Here is a 17133-nt window from a genome sequence, read left to right on the forward strand (position 1 = left end):
TTCGTGCTGAGTGTTGTGTGTTCCTTGGTCGGATCACATGCTCAGACGAAGGCCGCCTGCACGTACGGCAGTTACCGGTCCGAGTGATCAAGTACGAGGACTCGTTCGGGCCCCGAGGTTAAAGATCAAGCTAAGGGCTGTCCGGTAATCCCTGGTGGATCAGCGTGCGGCGTCAGACGCGGTGCGTCGCAAGGCGGAGGGACGCCCGAATACTGGATGTGTTCGGGCGTTCCGACAACGCGGCGAGGGATGGGGTCTCCCCTGCTCGAGCGCAGCCGAGAGCTTGGGGAAGTGGCTGTCGTCGCACACCCGCCAGGGATTACGGGACAGCCCTCAGGGCCCGGCCGTCGTGGACGGCCGGGCCCTGCTTGCGGTGCGGTCAGCAGGTGGCGACCGCCGGGCACAGAGCGAGCAGATCTGCGGGCTCGCGCAGCACGGCGTCGGGCCCGGCGGCCAGCAGGGCGGCCGCGTCGCTCTCGCCCCACAGGACCGCGACGGCCGCCACGTCGGCGCCACGGGCGCTGGCCAGGTCGGTCACGGCGTCGCCGACCATCATCGCACTGCGTGCCTCGGCGCCCAGCAGGTCGAGGGCGTGCAGCACGATGTCCGGTGCGGGCTTGGGGTGGGCGATCTCGTCGGAGCCGATGACGTGGTCGAACAGGTCGAGGACGCCGAGCTGCTGGAGCAGCGAACGGGCCCGGGGACCGCTCTTGCCCGTGGCCACGGCGAGCCGGAAGCCCCGCTCCCGCAGGGTGCGCAGCAGCTCGGGGATCCCGTCGAACATCGGGACCAGGTGGGCCATGCGGTAGCTCTCGCGGACGAAGGGCTCCTCCATCTCCAGCGGGAGGTCCATGATCCGCATGATGTCGGGGAAGTAGCGGCCCAGGTGACGGTTGTACTCCTCGAACGGCGCCGGGCCCTCGCCCACGACCTCCGCGTAGGCGATCGAGAACGCCTTGCGCATCACCGCGGTGCTGTCCACGATGACCCCGTCGAGGTCGAAGACCACGACACTCTTGGGGTGTTCCAGGGGTGCGCTGGTCACGGTCGTGGTGTCCTGGGCGAGGCCGGTGAGGCTCGGGTACATGCGGTGCTCCCTCGTTGTCGCGTGCTGCCGGGCGACGTGTCCGCGGGCCGAGGCGTAGAGGCGCTCGATGACCCCGATGGTCCTGCGGGCCTCGGCGACGGCCCGGCCTCTGCTGTCCGGGTCGGCCAGCTCGGCCGGGAGCGCGTCGAGCTGCCGGCCGTACTCGGCGCCGATCGGGTCGTGTACGACGGGCACCTCGGTGATCTCGCCGTCGCGGGTGTGTGTGAGGGCCGATCCGTCGTGGCGGTTCGGGCTGAAGCCGAAGGTGCAGCGAAGTGTCGCGGTGCCCTCGCTGCCCTCCACACGGATGAGCGTGACGTCGAGCGGCTCGTGCGAGGCCCAGCTCGCGCGCAGCGAGACGGATAGGCCGTCCTCCGTGACGAGGAATCCGCGCGCGGTGTCCTCGACGTCGGCGGCCACCTCCGGTGCGCCGTGCGACTCGTCGTCGTTGCGCCAACGGGCCTGTGCGGTGGAGCTGTTGACAAAGTCGCCGGAGACCGTGCCGGAGACCTGCTCGACCGCGGCGGCGCCGAGCAGCGGCGAGACGGCATCGAGCAGGTGCCAGCCGAGGTCCACCAGCGCACCGCCGCCCGAGAGCTGGGCCTGGGTGAACCAGCCGCCCGCGTCCGGCACTCCGCGCGCCCTGACCCAGGACGCGTCGATGTGGCGGACGCGCCCCACGGAGCGAGCCTGTTCGTACAGGGCGCCGATGTCGGCGCGGAAGCGGGCCGCACTGCCGGCCAGCAGGACGGCACCGCCCTCGCGTTCGGCGGCGGCCAGCCGGTCCGCCTCCTCGGAGGTGAGGCACACCGGCTTCTCCACGAATACGGATATGCCCTTGGCCAGCAGCTTCTCCGCGATGTCGGCGTGCAGATGGTTGGGCACCGCGACGACCGCGAGGTCCACGGAGTCCGGGGCGAGCTCCACGACGTCCGTGAGCAGCGGGACGCCTCGGTGCTCGGGGCCTTCGACTGCCGGGTCCACTACGGCGGTGACTTCGTAGGACGGGTGCTCGACGAGCCTGGGCAGCCAGATCGACCGGCCCGCCCAGCCGAGACCGACCACCACCGTGCGTACGGGCCTCCCGCCCGCCGGCCCCCCGGTCGGCCGCTCGCTCATGCCGTGGCCACGGTCTCGGCGATCACCGACGCGATGTCGTGCATCTGCTGTTCGGTGCCGAGCAGGGTGCGGTGGTGCAGCCAGATGGAGTCCCGCGTGAGGGCCTCGGAGTTCGGGCACCGGCGGGCCAGCTCGTCCACCGAGAGGTCCGGGGCGTTGGTCTCCCAGAACCCGTCGCTGCGGTAGACGGCGCGGAAGCCGACGAAGGCCGGCAGGCCGCGCTCGATCAGGGTGTCCACGAGGGCGTTGCGCCGCTCCTCGCCGAGCTCGGGGACCCGGAACATGGCCATGTAGTGCGGGTTGCGGTCGTTGCGCTCGTCCCTGGACTGCGGCACGACGCCCGGTATCTCGGCGAGCAGGCTCTCCAGGAGCGGCCACCGCTGCTCGCGCGTGTCGATCTGGCCGCCCAGGCGGGCCAGTTGGGCGCGCAGCACCGAAGCCGTGAACTCGTTCATGCGGAAGTTCGACCCGGATGTGCCGTGGAAGTACTTGCGGTCGGTGCGCGGTCGCCCGCAGCTGTGCCGCAGGAACGCGGCCTCGTACTGCTCGGCGTCGGGGAAGAGCACCGCGCCACCCTCGCCCGCGGTCATCAGCTTGCCGTTCTGGAAGCTGAAGGCGGCGACGGAGCCGAGCTCGCCGACCTTCTGCCCGCGCCACTGCGCGCCGTGGGCGTGCGCGGCGTCCTGGATCAGCGGCACGCCGGAGTTGGCCGACAGCTTCTGCAGAGCGTCCATGTCGGCGAAGTGCCCGGCCATGTGCACCGGCATGATGGCCCGGGTCCGGGGGGTGATGGCCGCCTCGACGGCAGCCGGGTCGAGGCAGTAGGTGTCCAGGTCGACGTCGACGGGGACGGCGACGGCCCCCAGCCGCTGCGCCGCCTGCGAGGACGAGATGAATGTGAAGGCGGGGACGATGACTTCGGTTCCCGGGCCGACTCCGAGCACCTGCAGCGCGAGCTCCAGGGCGTGCGTGCCGTTGGTCACCGCGAGCGCGTAGGGAGCGCCGTGGTACTCGGCGAACTCCCGCTCGAAGGTCTCGACCTCGCTGCCCCCGATCCGCCACCACTGGCCCTGTTCCAGCGCGCGTTGCAGCCCCGTCCGCTCGGTGTCGTCGAACTGGGGCCAGGCGGGGAATTCAAACGTCTGCGGTGAACGACCGGTCATGATCTCCACACTTCCTCACGGATTCACTTCACTTGAGCCCGAAGCTATCCCAGGAAAAGAATCGCCCACCCCCCTCGATTACCCCCTAGAACCCCCCTCAATGAGAACTCGCGACGAAAGTCGACGACATTCCGAAAAGGACCCCCTGTCCGCCATTCGACGGACAGGGGGCACACCGGAATTCATAGGGGTTCTCAATTCTGCACGCCGCCCTAATATTCAGACAGGTCGCCGCCGCGCGCTTCCCCCCGCCCGCCGCGACGACCCGTGGCACGGCCCGGTCCGCGTCCCCCCGTCGCGGTCCGGGCCCATTCCCCGTGGTGGCCGCCGAGCACCGGAGGGGTGAGTCCGGCCGGGTGGCGGCGTGGGCTCGGCCCCGAAGCGCATGCCCGGCCGAGTGGCGGCGTGGATTCCGCTCCGGGGTGTCCGGATCACACGGCGGGGAGCGCGTAGATCCGCTTCCCGTGCATCACGGCCAGCCGGTCGCCCCCCGCCACCACGTACCACTGCTGGATGTCGCCGGTCTTGTCGTTGTAGGTCCAGCGCAGCTTCCCGGTCGCCGCGTCGAAGGAGTGCACGCCGCCGTCCTCGTCGAACTCGGTCGCGCCGTACAGGACGCCCTTCACCTTGGCGAACTGCCACGCCTGCGTCGCCGATTCCCGCAGGTCCTCGTTGTGCCAGAGCTGCTTTCCCGTACCGGGATCCACCGCCCACATGCCGCGCGCGCTGTCGGCCGCGTAGAGCACCCCGTCCAGGACGTGCGGGTCGTTGAACGAGCTGAACTCCTCCGTCCGGAGCGACCAGCGTTCCTTGCCCCCGGCCAGCTCGAAGGCCCGCAGCCGTCGGCCGTCCGCGACGATCACCAGGTCCTTGTGCACGGCGAAGCGACGGTTGTTGGACCGGCTGATCTTCTTCGTCCACACCTGCCGGCCGGTCGCCGTGTCGCGGACGGTCACGTTCTCCCGGTAGTCGGTGTAGACCAGGCGCCCGTCGACGGCCGCGGCGGTAATTCCGAACTCCTCGGTCCCCGCATCGCGCTGCTCGCTCCAGGCGATCTTGCCGGACGTGGTGTCGATCGCGGCGATCACGTTGTTCGGCGTCGTGAAGTCCTTCTCCAGGATGCCGGCGAGTACGTACACATGGCGGTCGTCGGCCGCGATCGGGCGCGGCTGCTCGTACTGCTTGCCCAGGCGGCTGCGCCAGGTCTCCTTGCCGGTGGCCGGATCCAGTCCGACCACGTCGCCGTCGTACTCGGCGCTGGCGAGGTAGAGCGTGCCGCCGCCGAGGATGAGCTTGGCACCGGGTGTGGTGACGCCGCGGCGCGACCACTTCTCCTTGCCGCTGACCATGTCCCGTCCCACCAGCGGGTCGCCCGACACCAGGGCCACGTTCCCGATCACCGCGAGCGCTTCGTTGCCGGACAGGCTGGTGTTCGCGGCAGCCGCCCGCCACAGCGGCTCGGGCGCGGTGCCCGGCGGCGGGGTGGTGAAAGTGTCACCGCTCCTGCCCCCGCCCGGCTTCGAACCGCCGCCCGGGACATCCGCTTCCTCCTCGGGGCCGCACCCCACGACAACGGCCCCGAACACGGCCAGCCCCAGCCCGGTCCCGGCCAGCCTGAGTATCCGCCTGCGCGACACCACGTGTCCGTCACGACTGCCCATGCCTGTTCCCACTTCCGTCCAACTGTTCCGACGTCCCCCAGGGACCCCTTGAGCGTCGCCAGGCTAACCATCGATTTTCGGCCGACTGCCGGATGGCACACAGCCGGGACACAGCCGTGAAGATCTCGTCACAGGGCAACCGTCGCGCCACCCGCACCGCCGTTCCCGGGCGCCCCGAAGCGCGCCAGGCAGTGCCACACCTTCTTGACCGCCTGTGGGTCGTGGTGGCTGTCGCGTGCCGCGTCTCCGACGAGACGAGGATCGAGTACGCCACCGACGGCGATCCGTGTGCCCAGTTCGACGTACTCCCGACCCCGGTAGCCGGGGTGGAGGCGAAGCGTCTCGGTCCCGAGGCGGAAACCCGGGTGCCACTCGACGGGGCAGCCGAGACGGCGTGCCGCGGCCTCGACAGCCGTGCCTCGGTAGCACGGGTCCAGGACCAGCGCCTCCACATGCCGGTCCAGCAGGACCGGTCCGTGCACCTGGGCCTCGATGTAGTCGTCGAGGTCGTCCTGGCTGTCGCCCAGGGCGAGGTCGATGAGCCCCATGCGGGCCGCGACCCCGAAGTCCGAGGGTTCGAGGAAGCTGTCCGGGTAGCAGAACGTGGTCCGCGCCAGTGTCCGCGCGGTCAGCCGGAAGTGCGCGGAGCCGAACCGCGGCGCACCTCCGACCGGCTTGCGGCGGAAGTTCAACGCCCCGTACACGGGTCGCTCAGGAGCGGATGCCGCGTCGTACGCCCCACCGAAGATCCTGCTCTCCCAGCGCCACCGGTCCCCACCGGGATGAGCGGTCAGTCCGCCGTTGCTGGTCCCCGTGACGAACTGGGAGCTGTAGACACCGTCTTCGGCCAGGGCTTCGAGGATCGGCCTGCCGTGCAGCAGGCGGTCCGGGTGGAAGTTGAGGGTCACCCGCAGCGCCGGGTCCAGCGGAGGACCCGACGCAAACTCCGCGACGTGACGGATGGCCATTGTCTGCGGCGTGCAGGGCGCGTCGGAGCTCATCCGCGCAGTGTCTCCCGGGCCGCTCGACCGGCACACCTGGATTCCCCATGGCCGGCACCGCGGACCGGCCCCGGAGCTCAGGTCAGGGACTTCCCGGACTCGACGACGACCCCGTAGAGGTCGGAGATCGTGGCGAGCGCGCTGTGATGGATCTGGTCGGCCGTCAGCTCGGTGCCCGCCGAACGCAGCGGGCGCGTCGCGCAGGCGTCGGCGACCACCGTGGGCCGGTTTCCTCGCAGGAACGCGCCCTCCGTGGTGAACGTCACGCACATGTGCGTCATGAAGCCCGCGACGATGACGTCCTTGTTGCCGGCGGCGTCGACGTGCTCGGCCAGGTCGGTGTCGACGAAGGCGTTCGGGGCCTTCTTCACGACTACGGGCTCGCCCTCGACGGGCGCCACGCTCTGGTGGATCCGGCCGATCTCCGCCCGGATGTCGTAGGGAGTGCCCTCGCCGCCGTCGTTGATGACATGGATGACCTTCGTGCCCGCCGCGCGGGCCCTGCCCAGCAGCGCGGCGGCCGAGTCGAGCGCGGTCTGCCAGCCCTCCAGCTCCATCACGCCACCGACGTAGGTGTTCTGGTAGTCGACCAGGATCAGGGTCGAATCGGCGAGCGACGCGGGTGTCTCGTCGAAGCCGTTGAGTTCGCGCAGAGTCGTCGTAGCCATGGAATTGCCGCCTCAGGTCTTGTGCCGCGCTGCGTGCCGCCTTGCACGCCACGTCTTGTGCCGCGCTGCGTGCCGCGCATCGAGCCAGGATTCGTCGCCCACCCACGCGGTGAGCTGTCTCCAGAACGCTACGGTCGGCCAGGGCGTGTCGGCAATGCCATCTAACATGCAGATACCGACATCGCGACGCGGCTGCCCACCGGGCGGAGACCCCCGCGAACGCCGGGACCGCATGAACGCCGAGAGACCATGAACGCCGAGAGACCCATGAACGCGGAGACCCCATGAGCGCCGTCGAACGACTCGTCGTCATCGTCCTCTTCGAAGGTGTCGACCTGCTCGACGTCACCGGACCACCGGAGGTCTTCGCCCTTCTGCGACGCGAGACGGACGACGAGTCGGGCTACACCGTCGTTCTCGCCGCCGAGACCATGGACCCCGTCACCACCTCCGCCGGCGTGCGCATCCTCCCGGACACCAGCTTCGAGCGGGCGGCCGCGAGGAACATCGACACCCTCCTGGTGCCCGGGTCGGTGGAGGTGGACGACCGGCGCCGGGTTCACGCCCTCACCGATCCCGTCGTGGTCGGCTGGGTGAAGAGACTCGCCGCCGGAACGCGGAGGGTCACATCCGTCTGCGTCGGAGCACACATCCTCGCCGCCGCCGGACTGCTCGACGGCAAGCGCGCCACCACCCACTGGTCGACCGCGCAACAACTCGCCGCCGACCACCCCGAGGTCGAGGTCGACGCGGACCCGATCTTCATCCGCGAAGGCGACGTGTGGACCGGTGCGGGCATCAGCGCCTGTCTCGACCTGTCGCTCGCCCTCGTCGCCGACGACTTCGGGGAGACCGTCGCGCTGCGCGTCGCCCGGCAGCTCGTGATGTATCTGAAGCGGCCGAGCGGACAAAGTCAGTTCAGCGTTCCCCTCGAACCGGTCTCCACGACCCGGCGCATCGAGGACCTCCGTCACCACATCATGGGCAATGTCGGCGCACCGCTCACCGTCGCGGAGCTCGCCGCGCACGCCCATGTCGGCGAGCGGCAGCTCACCCGGATCTTCAAGGCCGAGCTCGGCATGACCCCGAGCTCGTACGTCGAATCGGTCCGCGTCGAACGGGCACGCAACCAGCTGGAATCCACCGACGCCACCCTGGAACGCATCGCGTCCACCTGCGGGTTCGGCACGACCGACACCCTCATCCGAGCGTTCCGCCGGAAGCTGGACACCACACCGACGGAGTACCGGCTCCGGTTCCGGGCCGGCACCGATGACCTGGCGCCACGGGGCGGCCCAGGACGGAAGAGCTGAGAGCCGTCCCCGATAGGTTGACGTGCATGACGCACAACGAGGACGAACGGTCGCGAGCACACCGCCGTTGCCCGCCCGCTCCAGGTCGTCCAGCGTGCAGCGGTCGCTCGCGCCGGGGGTGTGCCCGCCGCAGATGTGTGTTGCGGCATCACCCTGCTACGAGTCCACGGGCCATGGTCCTGCCGTCACCGTTTCGCGACACACTTGGGCCCGTGTGCGGGCCTGATGAGCCGAGGATCTACGCCGTGTCCGTCACCGCGCGCAGTGCGAGCTCCCGGCTCTTGCGCACGTGGAGGAGGGTGATCGCCGCCGCCGCGTCGGCGTCTCCCGCGGCGATGCGTTCGTACATATCACCGTGTTGGGCACGCATGGGGGCGGGTTCCGTGTTCAGGCCGAAGAGCAGTCGCAGCTGACCGTTCAGCCGCTGCATGAGCTGGGCCAGCAGCGGGTTGTCGGCGAGGGTCACGATCCCGTCGTGGAAGGCGGTCCCGGCGCTGTTCTCCCGAGTCCGGTCCCCGGCGGTGGCGGCCGCCTCCGCCTTTTCCAGTGCGGTCCGCAGCTCCGCCAGGGCGCCGGGCTCACCGGGTGCGGCCAGGGCGACGCGGCGGGCGGCGAGGCGGGACGCCTGGATGGCCAGCGGCTCCCACACGTCGTACAGGTGCTCCACCTCGGCGCGCTCCAGCCGGCGCACCCGCACGCCGCTGTGCGGCAACAGGTCGAGCAGCCCTTCCTCCACCAGGGCCCGCAGCGCCTCGCGCACCGGCACCCGGGACATCTGGAGGTCCTGGGCGATCTCGCGCTCCACCACCCGGGTGCCCTGGGCATAACTGCCGTCGATGATGCGATCCCTGACGGCCCGGCGCGCGACCTCGCTCAACGGGGTGCGCGTCGCCGGGGCGGACGGTTGTTCCCCGTCGCCCTTCCGGCCGGTACCTGCCGTCACGTGTGCCGTCCTCCCTGTGCCTTCCCGGCGCCCCGGCCTGACCCGGGGCGTCCCGTCACCTTATGCGTGCGCTGGGGCGACGGGGCGCCACCGGGGTCACCGGGGTCACCGGGGTCACCGGGGTCACCGGGGTCACCGGGATCCGTCAGACCAGTCGGCCGTCGCGGGCGACCACGCGTCCACCGTGCACCACCATGTCGCGCGCGGGCATGTCCACCACGACCTGCGGCAGGCACTCGGCGCGGACCAGGACGAAGTCGGCCGGCGAGCCCGGGGAGAGGTCGGCGCGGGGCAGCCGCATGACATCGGCACCGCCGTGCGCGCCGGCTTCGTAACAGGCGGACAGCTCCTTGTCGAGGCGCACATCCGTGACCCAGCCGAGCAGGTGCGTCCGGTGGAACATGTCCGCGTTGCCGAAGGGGCTCCAGGAGTCGCGCACCCCGTCCGAGCCGAGCCCGACGCGTACGCCGTGCTCGCGCAGCTTCTCGATCGGCAGGACCAGCGACGCGCTCGGCGCCACGGTGGTCAGGGCGATGTCCAGATCGCTCAGGTCCGCGGCGGTCCTCGCCAGTTCGGCGTCGGAGAGACCGGGCAGGCAGAAGACGTGACTGACGGTCACCTTGCCCTTCAGGGACAGGGCCCTGGTGCGGTCGATGATGGCGCGCAGCACCGTCGTGCCGTTCTCGCCCCGGTCGTGGAGGTGGATGTCGACGCCGACGCCGTACCGGTCCGCGAGACCGAAGAGCAGGTCCAGCTGCTCGTCCATGGCGTGGTCGAAGCTGATCGGGTCGAGTCCGCCGACCATGTCGATGAGTCCGCTGCGGGCGGCCTCCGTGAGCAGTTCCGCGGTGCCGGGGGTACGGATGACGCCGTGCTGGGGGAAGGCCACGATCTGCACGTCGAGCGCGTGCTTGAGCCGCTCGCGCGCCTGCGCCACGCCTTCCACGGAGGCCAGGCCGTAGGCCGGGGCGATGTCGGCGTGCGCCCGCATGGCGCGCGTGCCGCGGGTCACGGCGTGCGACATGAGCGCGTACGCGCGCTCGGACACCGGGCGACGCTGACTGCGGAACAACTCCGCGTCCTGCTGGGCGAGTTCGGCGATGGTGTCGGCCGGCTTGCGCGACACCCACTCACCGCCCCACGTCGTCTTGTCGGGGTGGATGTGCGCGTCGACCAGGGCAGGCAGGGCGATGCGCCCGCCGCCGTCGATCACCTTGGCACCCCTGGAGGCCCGGTCACGGGCGATGCGACCGTCGACGACCGTGAGGTCGACCGGCTTCGCCGCGCCCATGGGCCGCACGTCGCGGAAGACCACCACGTTCCGGGGCTCACGGCGCGCATCGCCGCGGGAGTCGGCCACGGCCGACGGGATGCCCGCGGACATGGCGACACCGGCGCCCGCCAGGGATGCGGCACCCGCGAGGACACCACGTCGGGACGGCGGGGTGGGAGGGGGCGTCATGGGACTCCTTCGGCTTGGTACGGGACAGCGGTACAAGCGGGACACGGGACAGCAGTACGACGGGGCAGTGCCGCAGGGATCTCCCGGCGGGCGCTGCTCCTCGTCCGTTCGATGCGAACGGATCCAGTTTGTATACCAAGACGGTAGGCCGAACAAGGCCCGGGGGAGGCCATCGCAGCATTCGTCCGGAATTCACCTCGCGAATCTCTCGCCTCACAGACATTGGTATACGAATATTTCGCCCCGAAGCAGGGCCGCCCGGAACGGGCCGGACCTTCGGCACCGACGAGGTGGTCCGTCGGCGCTTCCATTCGCGGACGCGCGCGTCGGCACGGCCCTGTGGTTGCTGCCGCTCCGCTGCGGCTACTGCCGCTACCCCCGGCCTGTTGGCCTCTCCGGTGGCGATCACCTGGGCGGCCGTCGGCACGTCGGCGACGCCCGGCCTGTTGGCCCTGGCCCGGCGGGCCACCCGGGTACGTACGCCCCGAGCGGCCGCGGAACCGGTCAGGGTGTCGTGGACCGGCCGCTCGCCCCCTGGCCGTCGGCGGCCGCTGTCCCACGTGCGGCCTCGGTCTCCCGTACGGCCTGGGTATCGCGCGTGGCCGCCGGCTCGCGTGCGGCCTCGGTCTCTCGTACGGCCTCGGCGATGGCCAGGAAGTCCTTCTTCAGGATCGCACCATGGTTGCTGGCGACCTTCGCGCTGACCCTGATGTTCGGGTTGCGGGCGGTCACCCCGTCGAGGCCGGCACGAATCCGCTCCTGCTCGTCACCGCGGCTTCCCAGTGACGTACCCGAAGCGACCACGTACCGCACCGGAACGGTGATGCCGTCCAGCACGGGGCCCAGCTCGCGCTCGCGGGAGAGCCTGCCGAGCTCGATGTTGCTGTTCGCCTGCTGCTCGGGGGTCATCCGCGGGGTCAGGCCCGTCGGGCGCAGCAGCGGTGTGAACCAGCCCATCCGCCGGAACAGCTTCCGGATCCGCTGCTCCATGGCCTCGTCGAGCCAGTCGTGCGGGAAGGCGCCGTCGACCAGGACCGCGCCCAGGGCTCGGTCCGGATTCCGGCCGGCCCAGTGCGCCGCGACGACCGCTCCGTAGGACCAGCCCACCACCAGCGCCCGGTCCACCCCCCTGGCCGCGAGAACGGCATCGACGTCCCGTACGGCGGCGGCGAAGGAGTAGTCCGCCGAACGCTTCGATTTCCTGCCGCGAGCCCGCTCGTCGTAGGTGATGTGCCGCCATCCCGTGCCCAGTTCGGCGATGGTCCGCCGCCAGTACCCCTGAGTGGCGAACTGACCGTTGAGGTAGAGCACGGGGATTCCGGGACCGCCGGTGTCGGTGACGGCCAGGGCTGTGTCGTCCACCGGCACCATGCCGGTCCAGGCGGATTGCTCGATGGTGGTCATGGTTCCTCTTTCTCCGGGGCCGGAAGTGGATCGGGGACGGTGCTTTCAGAGGCTGCGGGCGTCGATGTCGCCGTGGTCGGTGGTCGCGTGGATGTTCAGACCGACGTCACCGTCGGCGTTCTTCAGCGCGTTGTGGATCCGGCCGTAACCGGTACCGGCGTCCAGGGAGGCCGAGACCCCGGCAGCGGCGCCGACCGACACGTCGCCCATCTGGGTACGCAGCACGACCGCGCCGCGCACGGCCTCGGCGATCCGGATGTCGCCCCGTCCGGTGCTGATCTCCGCCGGGCCGCCCAGCCGGCCGATCGAGACGTCGCCACCGGAGGTGGTGACGCGGACGCCTGCGGCCTCGTCGACCTTGATCGCGCCCTGCGCGCCCTCGAAGGCGATGTCGCCGAACCGTCCGACGCCCCGGAATTCGGCGCAGGACGACTTGACCTCGACCCGGGATCCGGCCGGCAGCTGGACGGTGACCTCGATGGATCCGGAGGGTCCGAAGTACTGGCTCTCAGCCGCCGGGGCCGCGATCCGCAGGACGCCATCGGCATAGGCGACCTCGGCCCGCCCCGCAGCCTTCACGTCGCGGCTCTTCGAGGCGTTCGCCGGCAGGACCTCGACGGTGGTGTCGGCCCGGTCGGCGGCGATGACCTGCACGCGCCCGGCGGGGATGTCCAGGACGGCGGAGATCGGGGTGGCGGTGTCGAAGTTCTGCATCGTGCTCTCCTCTTGCGTTCATCGTTTTGCGTTCCTTGTTTCTGACATCGCAAACGCTACGTTGCATTCAATGATCGAGCAACAAGCGTGTTGCACTCAACCATCATCATCGCAGCTCAGAGGCATAATATCGTTGCAACGATTCTACTTTTAATGCAACGTCGACCACCTCACCCGTTGCATTGGATGGAGAGTGAACGCTATGCTGGAGGTACAGAGGAAGCGAAGGGAGATCGTGGTGCCGGGAGGCAGACTCACCCAGCAGGAACGCCAGCAGATCGCGCTGGGGGTGGCCGACGGGCTCGCCTACGCCGAGATCGCCAGGCGTCTGGACCGCCCCACCTCGACGATCACGCGCGAGGTGATGCGCAACGGCGGCCCCACCGCGTACCGCGCCGACCTGGCCCACCGCGCCACCGAACGCCGCGCCCACCGGCGCAGGCAGGCCGCCCCTCGTGGACCGCGGACGCCCGAGCAGGCCCACGGACGGGACGCCGAGGCCGTGCGCGAGTACGAGGAGGTGTTCACCACCCTCCTGATGCAGCAGGGCCTGCCCCAGATGATGGCCCGGGTGCTGACCTGCCTGATCACCAGCGACGCGGGCAGCCTCACCGCGGCCGAACTCGTCCAGCGCCTCCAGGTCAGCCCGGCGTCCATCTCCAAAGCGATGGCGTACCTCGAAAGCCAGGGCCTCATCAGCCGCGAACGGGACGAACGCCGCCGCGAGCGCTACCTCGTCGACGACGAGGTCTGGTACCGGTCGATGATCGCCGCCGCCCGGGCCAACGCCCAGCTGGCCCTGACCGCCCGGCAGGGTGTCGGCGTCCTCGGCCCCGACACCCCGGCCGCCGTCCGCCTGGAGAACATCGCCCGCTTCGTCGACTTCGTCGGCGAGAGCATCGCCCGCGCCGCGGAGCAGGCCCGCGAGATCCTCTACACGAATCCCGAGACGGCTTCGGGCGGCGCGGCCACACCACATTCGGAACATTCGGACCGCGGATGAGCAGCTGCCGGGTCCGCCCTGCCACCCCGTCAGGCCGTCGGGACATCGACGGAGTGGCGGGGCGGACGGCGGCGAGGGTGTCGGCGGGGGCGTCAGTGGTACATCAGCCGAACATCAGCGGAACGGCAGCACGAGGGTCGAAGCTGTGGGCAGACCGGCCGCCGCCCCCGGCAGCAGTCGCAATGTGCGGTATGTGATCGGAACGACGCGGCGGTGCCACGCGTTCGCGCAGCAGCCGCACACCACATGCAGCAGCGCCCCGACACTCCCCCGTTCGGGGCGCTGCGCCGTCGTGAGGGCGCGGGCCGGCCCGCTACGGACGGACGCCGACCGATCCGCCGTCCCCGCCCCCGTCGCCTCCCCCGCCGCCGTCCGGTCCTGAACGGTGCGTGTGCGGGGCCGGAAGGGTCCGGCCCAGGCGGGCGAGCGGGGACAGGGCCATCAGGGCGGGGGACACCATCAGCCCCGCGGCCGTCACCAGGAGGGCGGTGCGCGGCGCCCACTCCTGCGCGAGGAGGCCGCCGAGCAGCGAGCCGACCGGAGTGAGGCCCATGCCGGCGAAGGTGATCGTCGCGGCCACGCGGCCTTGCATCCCGTCCGGGGTGACGGCCTGCCGGACGGCCATGACCGTGACGTTCACCAACTGGCCGAAAGCTCCGAACACGAGGTTGACCGCGATGAGCGAAGGGACCGTCACCGTGGCGGGGCCATGCAGCGCGGGCACACACAGCAGCACGCCGTCGCCGAGTACCGCCGCCGACACGAGCACCGCGCCGTGGCCGAACCGGGCCGGCAGCCGGGCGGCGAGCAGCGAGCCCAGCAGCGCCCCCGGTCCCGTCGCCGCGAGCGCCACCCCGACGGCGGTGCCCGAGAGGTGGAGTTCGCGGGTCAGGAAGAGCAGATGGACGGTCATCATCGCGGCGAAGGAGAACTGGAAGGCGGCCGAGGCGAGTCCCACCGTCCGCAGCACGGGATCGCCGACGACGAAGCGGAGCCCCTCGCCGATCCGCCGCCGGACCCGAGGGGGACGTGCCAGGTGCTGCGGGGCGGGTTCGTGGCGGCGGATCCGCTGGATCGAGAGGAACGACAGCGCGAAGAACAGCGCGCCGGAGGCGGCGGCGACCGGCGCCGAAAGCAGGGAGACCAGCATGCCGCCGAGGGCGGGGCCGCCGGTCTGGGCCGCGGAACGGCTGCCCTCCAGCGCGCTGTTGCCGCGTACCAGCCGATCGCGTCCCACCAACCGTACGAGGGACGCCTGGTAGGCCACGTCGAAGAACACGGACAGGGTCCCGACGGCGAAGGCTCCCACGAACAGAACCGGCAGCCCCAACAGGCCCAGGAGACCGGCCACCGCGACCGCTCCCAGCGCCACGGCCCGGCCGAGATCGGCCAGGACCATGACCGTACGGGTCCGCCATCTGTCCACCCACGCGCCGACCAGGAGCGAGAAGAGCAGGATCGGCAGCTGCCCCACCGCGCGGAGGCAGCCCAGCCGGCCCGCGTCGGCGTCGAGGGTCGGAACGGCGATCAGCGGCAGGATCACCAGGCTTGCGTGTTCGCCGAGTTGGGAAGCCGTCTGGCCTGCCCAGAGTCTGCGGAAATCAGCGTCCCGCCACAGGCCGGGCGGATCGGAACGCCCGGCATCGGACACGCGGAACGAAGAGGAGGAGGGAACGGAGGAGAAAGGAACGGACGAGGAAGCGGACGGCACAGGAATCCCTCGGGTCGCCGAAGAAGGTGCCCACCACCCGGCGTACGACGGCCGCGCCGACGGTCCGGGGTGGGGGAAGGCTCGCTGTGCCGCGCATCGGAGGCAGCACGCGATGACAGGCCGGTCGGCCTACGGTGTCAACGCGTGCTCGGGCGACCGGGCATGTCCTGGCTCCTCGTGGGTCATTCGCTGCCCGGAAGTCGGGCGGCCCCAACGGTACTGTCCGCGGGCCGATAATCTGAGCCGTATGGACGAGATCGACGGGGTGGAGGTCATCGCGTTCGCGGACGCCGAGGCGTTCGAGAACTGGCTGGCCGAGCACGGCACACGCAGCACCGGCATATGGGTCAAGGTGGCCAAGAAGAAGTCCGGCATCGCGACGGTCACCGACGACGAGATGGTCGACATCGGTCTGTGCTACGGCTGGATCTCGGGACAGCGCCGGTCGCTCGACGAGCGGTACTACCTCCAGAAGTACCTGCCGCGCCGCCCCAGGAGCCTGTGGTCGCAGGTGAACGTGGACAAGGTGGCGAAGCTGACGGCCGCGGGACGGATGCGTGAGCCCGGGCTGGCCGAGGTGCGCAGAGCCCAGCAGGACGGGCGGTGGGCGGCAGCGTACGAGTCACAGCGAACGGCGACGGCACCGCCCGACCTGGTGGCGGCACTCGACGCGGATCCCGGGGCCAGGAAGGCGTTCGAGGCCCTCGACCGGTCGGGGCGCTACCAGCTGATCCTGCCGTTGCTCCAGGCGCTCACCACGGAGACCCGGAAGGCCCGGCTCGACAAGGCCCTGCACCGGCTGGCGCATCCAGATCCGACGGAATGGGCCAAGGGCGGTGCCCGGTTGCGCAAGGGCGGTGCTCGACTGCGCGACGGCGTCGCGGATGATGGCGGGCTGCTGGTCCGGACCGAGGCGTGTGGCCGTATCGACGCCGGCCGATCCGACTCGGCAGGCGCAACGGCCCGGCGGGCGATGAATCGGCGGGGCGATAACTCGGTGTTCGTGGCGGGCCCATCGGAGTTAACCTGCGCCGCATGACTGAGAACGATCTTCCGCCGCGCCTGACCCGGCTCACCTTCCACGGCCCGCTCTCCGAGGCGCGAGCCGCGCGGATTGTCGACAGGCTCGGCCGGGCCGCCCCTGCTCGGGTCCTGGACATCGGTTGTGGCTGGGGGGAGCTGATGCTCCGCGTCCTCGACGCGATGCCGGGGGCGACCGGAATCGGCATCGACCTCAACGGCGAGGACCTCGCCCGGGGACGCGCGAATGCCGAGGCCCGTGCGCTGACCAGTCGTGTGGAGTTCGTCGAGGGTTCCGCCGGGGAAACGTCCCACGGGCCCGCCGACCTCGTCCTGTGTCTCGGGTCCAGTCACGCCCTCAGCGACGAGGAACCGCCCGGGCACAGTGCCGACGCGCTGCGTGCGCTGCGCAGGATCGTCGCACCCGGAGGTCGGGTCCTGCTCGCCGAGAGTTTCTGGCAGCGCTCCCCCACCTCCGCCGAACTGGCTGCGATGTGGCCGGACGCCCGTGCCGACGAACACCACGATCTGGCCGGACTCGTCGATGTCGCGGTGGCCGCCGGGTTCCGGCCCCTCTGGGTCGAGACGGCCGACAACGACGAGTGGGAGGACTTCGAGTCCGGCTATCAGTCGGATGTGGAGGAGTGGCTGGCCACTCACCCGGACCACCCGCTGGCCCAGCAGACGCGCGAGCGCATCGACCGGCACCGGGCGAGCTGGCTGAGGGGTTACCGGGGGGTGCTCGGGATGGCCTACCTCACGCTGGTCCCCGTGGAGCGCACGGACTGAACAGCCCCAGGGTGTGAAGCTGTTTGGTCACGCGGCCTGATCGATCGGGCGAGGCTACGGGATCTTGAGACCACG

The 17133-nt window shown here is 70.7% G+C and carries 14 protein-coding genes and 1 pseudogene; 4 read left to right on the top strand and 11 right to left on the bottom strand.

The genetic code is table 11. From position 1 onward, the window contains the following. Positions 1-379 precede the first annotated feature (379 nt). The 6 genes and pseudogenes from OHA19_RS43715 to OHA19_RS43740 form a co-directional block, all read right to left on the bottom strand. Positions 380-1087 carry an HAD-IA family hydrolase gene (locus OHA19_RS43715; protein ID WP_331750657.1) on the bottom strand — a complete coding sequence of 236 codons (708 nt, stop codon included), beginning with the start codon at positions 1085-1087 and terminating at the stop codon, positions 380-382. A 54-nt stretch (positions 1088-1141) separates the two neighbouring features. After that, a pseudogene (locus OHA19_RS43720) lies at positions 1142-2206 on the bottom strand (Gfo/Idh/MocA family protein); the annotation flags it as partial. Next, positions 2203-3369, bottom strand: a complete 1167-nt coding sequence (locus tag OHA19_RS43725) for a DegT/DnrJ/EryC1/StrS family aminotransferase (protein WP_331749001.1) — start codon at positions 3367-3369, stop codon at positions 2203-2205. The pseudogene OHA19_RS43720 and the gene OHA19_RS43725, both read right to left, overlap by 4 nt. A 431-nt stretch (positions 3370-3800) precedes the next feature. Beyond that, the gene (locus OHA19_RS43730) at positions 3801-5030 is read right to left on the bottom strand and encodes a PQQ-binding-like beta-propeller repeat protein (protein ID WP_331748998.1); all 1230 of its coding nucleotides are present in this window, start codon (positions 5028-5030) and stop codon (positions 3801-3803) included. 128 nt (positions 5031-5158) lie between these two features. Continuing rightward, positions 5159-6031, bottom strand: coding sequence for a DUF3626 domain-containing protein (locus tag OHA19_RS43735; RefSeq protein WP_405722362.1), 873 nt, complete (start codon positions 6029-6031; stop codon positions 5159-5161). 77 nt (positions 6032-6108) lie between these two features. Continuing rightward, entirely contained in the window at positions 6109-6699 is a 591-nt protein-coding gene (locus OHA19_RS43740) for an isochorismatase family protein (RefSeq protein ID WP_331754636.1), read from the bottom strand. A 284-nt stretch (positions 6700-6983) separates the two neighbouring features. On the opposite strand from OHA19_RS43740, the gene OHA19_RS43745 reads away from it, so the two are divergent. Further along, positions 6984-8012, top strand: a complete 1029-nt coding sequence (locus tag OHA19_RS43745; RefSeq protein WP_331748988.1) for a GlxA family transcriptional regulator — start codon at positions 6984-6986, stop codon at positions 8010-8012. Positions 8013-8250: 238 nt separating this feature from the next. Here the strand turns inward: OHA19_RS43745 and OHA19_RS43750 are convergent, their stop codons facing one another. The 4 genes from OHA19_RS43750 to OHA19_RS43765 all read right to left on the bottom strand — a co-directional run bounded on the left by OHA19_RS43750 (position 8251) and on the right by OHA19_RS43765 (position 12535). Next, on the bottom strand, positions 8251-8955 hold the full coding sequence (locus OHA19_RS43750) for a GntR family transcriptional regulator (protein WP_331748985.1): 705 nt from the start codon (positions 8953-8955) through the stop codon (positions 8251-8253). 145 nt (positions 8956-9100) lie between these two features. Then, positions 9101-10417: an amidohydrolase family protein gene (locus tag OHA19_RS43755; protein ID WP_331754639.1), complete on the bottom strand. Its 1317-nt coding sequence runs from the start codon at positions 10415-10417 to the stop codon at positions 9101-9103. Positions 10418-10921: 504 nt separating this feature from the next. Next, positions 10922-11821: an alpha/beta hydrolase gene (locus OHA19_RS43760; protein WP_331754641.1), complete on the bottom strand. Its 900-nt coding sequence runs from the start codon at positions 11819-11821 to the stop codon at positions 10922-10924. A 45-nt stretch (positions 11822-11866) separates the two neighbouring features. After that, positions 11867-12535, bottom strand: coding sequence for a DUF4097 family beta strand repeat-containing protein (locus OHA19_RS43765; protein WP_331748976.1), 669 nt, complete (start codon positions 12533-12535; stop codon positions 11867-11869). A gap of 238 nt (positions 12536-12773) precedes the next feature. Here OHA19_RS43765 and OHA19_RS43770 point away from each other — a divergent pair, with 238 nt between their 5' ends. Next, the gene (locus OHA19_RS43770) at positions 12774-13538 is read left to right on the top strand and encodes a helix-turn-helix domain-containing protein (RefSeq protein WP_331750654.1); all 765 of its coding nucleotides are present in this window, start codon (positions 12774-12776) and stop codon (positions 13536-13538) included. A 313-nt stretch (positions 13539-13851) separates the two neighbouring features. On the opposite strand, the gene OHA19_RS43775 is transcribed toward OHA19_RS43770, so the two are convergent. Beyond that, entirely contained in the window at positions 13852-15189 is a 1338-nt protein-coding gene (locus tag OHA19_RS43775) for an MFS transporter (RefSeq protein ID WP_331754643.1), read from the bottom strand. A 307-nt stretch (positions 15190-15496) separates the two neighbouring features. Between OHA19_RS43775 and OHA19_RS43780 the strand changes: the two genes are divergently transcribed. Both OHA19_RS43780 and OHA19_RS43785 read left to right on the top strand, forming a co-directional pair. Next, entirely contained in the window at positions 15497-16288 is a 792-nt protein-coding gene (locus OHA19_RS43780) for a YdeI/OmpD-associated family protein (RefSeq protein WP_331754644.1), read from the top strand. Then, positions 16285-17058 (top strand): class I SAM-dependent methyltransferase, encoded by a 774-nt coding sequence (locus OHA19_RS43785; protein WP_331754645.1) that lies wholly within the window; start codon positions 16285-16287, stop codon positions 17056-17058. The genes OHA19_RS43780 and OHA19_RS43785 overlap by 4 nt, the downstream gene beginning before the upstream one ends. Positions 17059-17133: the final 75 nt, after the last annotated feature.

This window comes from Streptomyces sp. NBC_00012 (assembly GCF_045040875.1).
GTDB lineage: Bacteria > Actinomycetota > Actinomycetes > Streptomycetales > Streptomycetaceae > Streptomyces.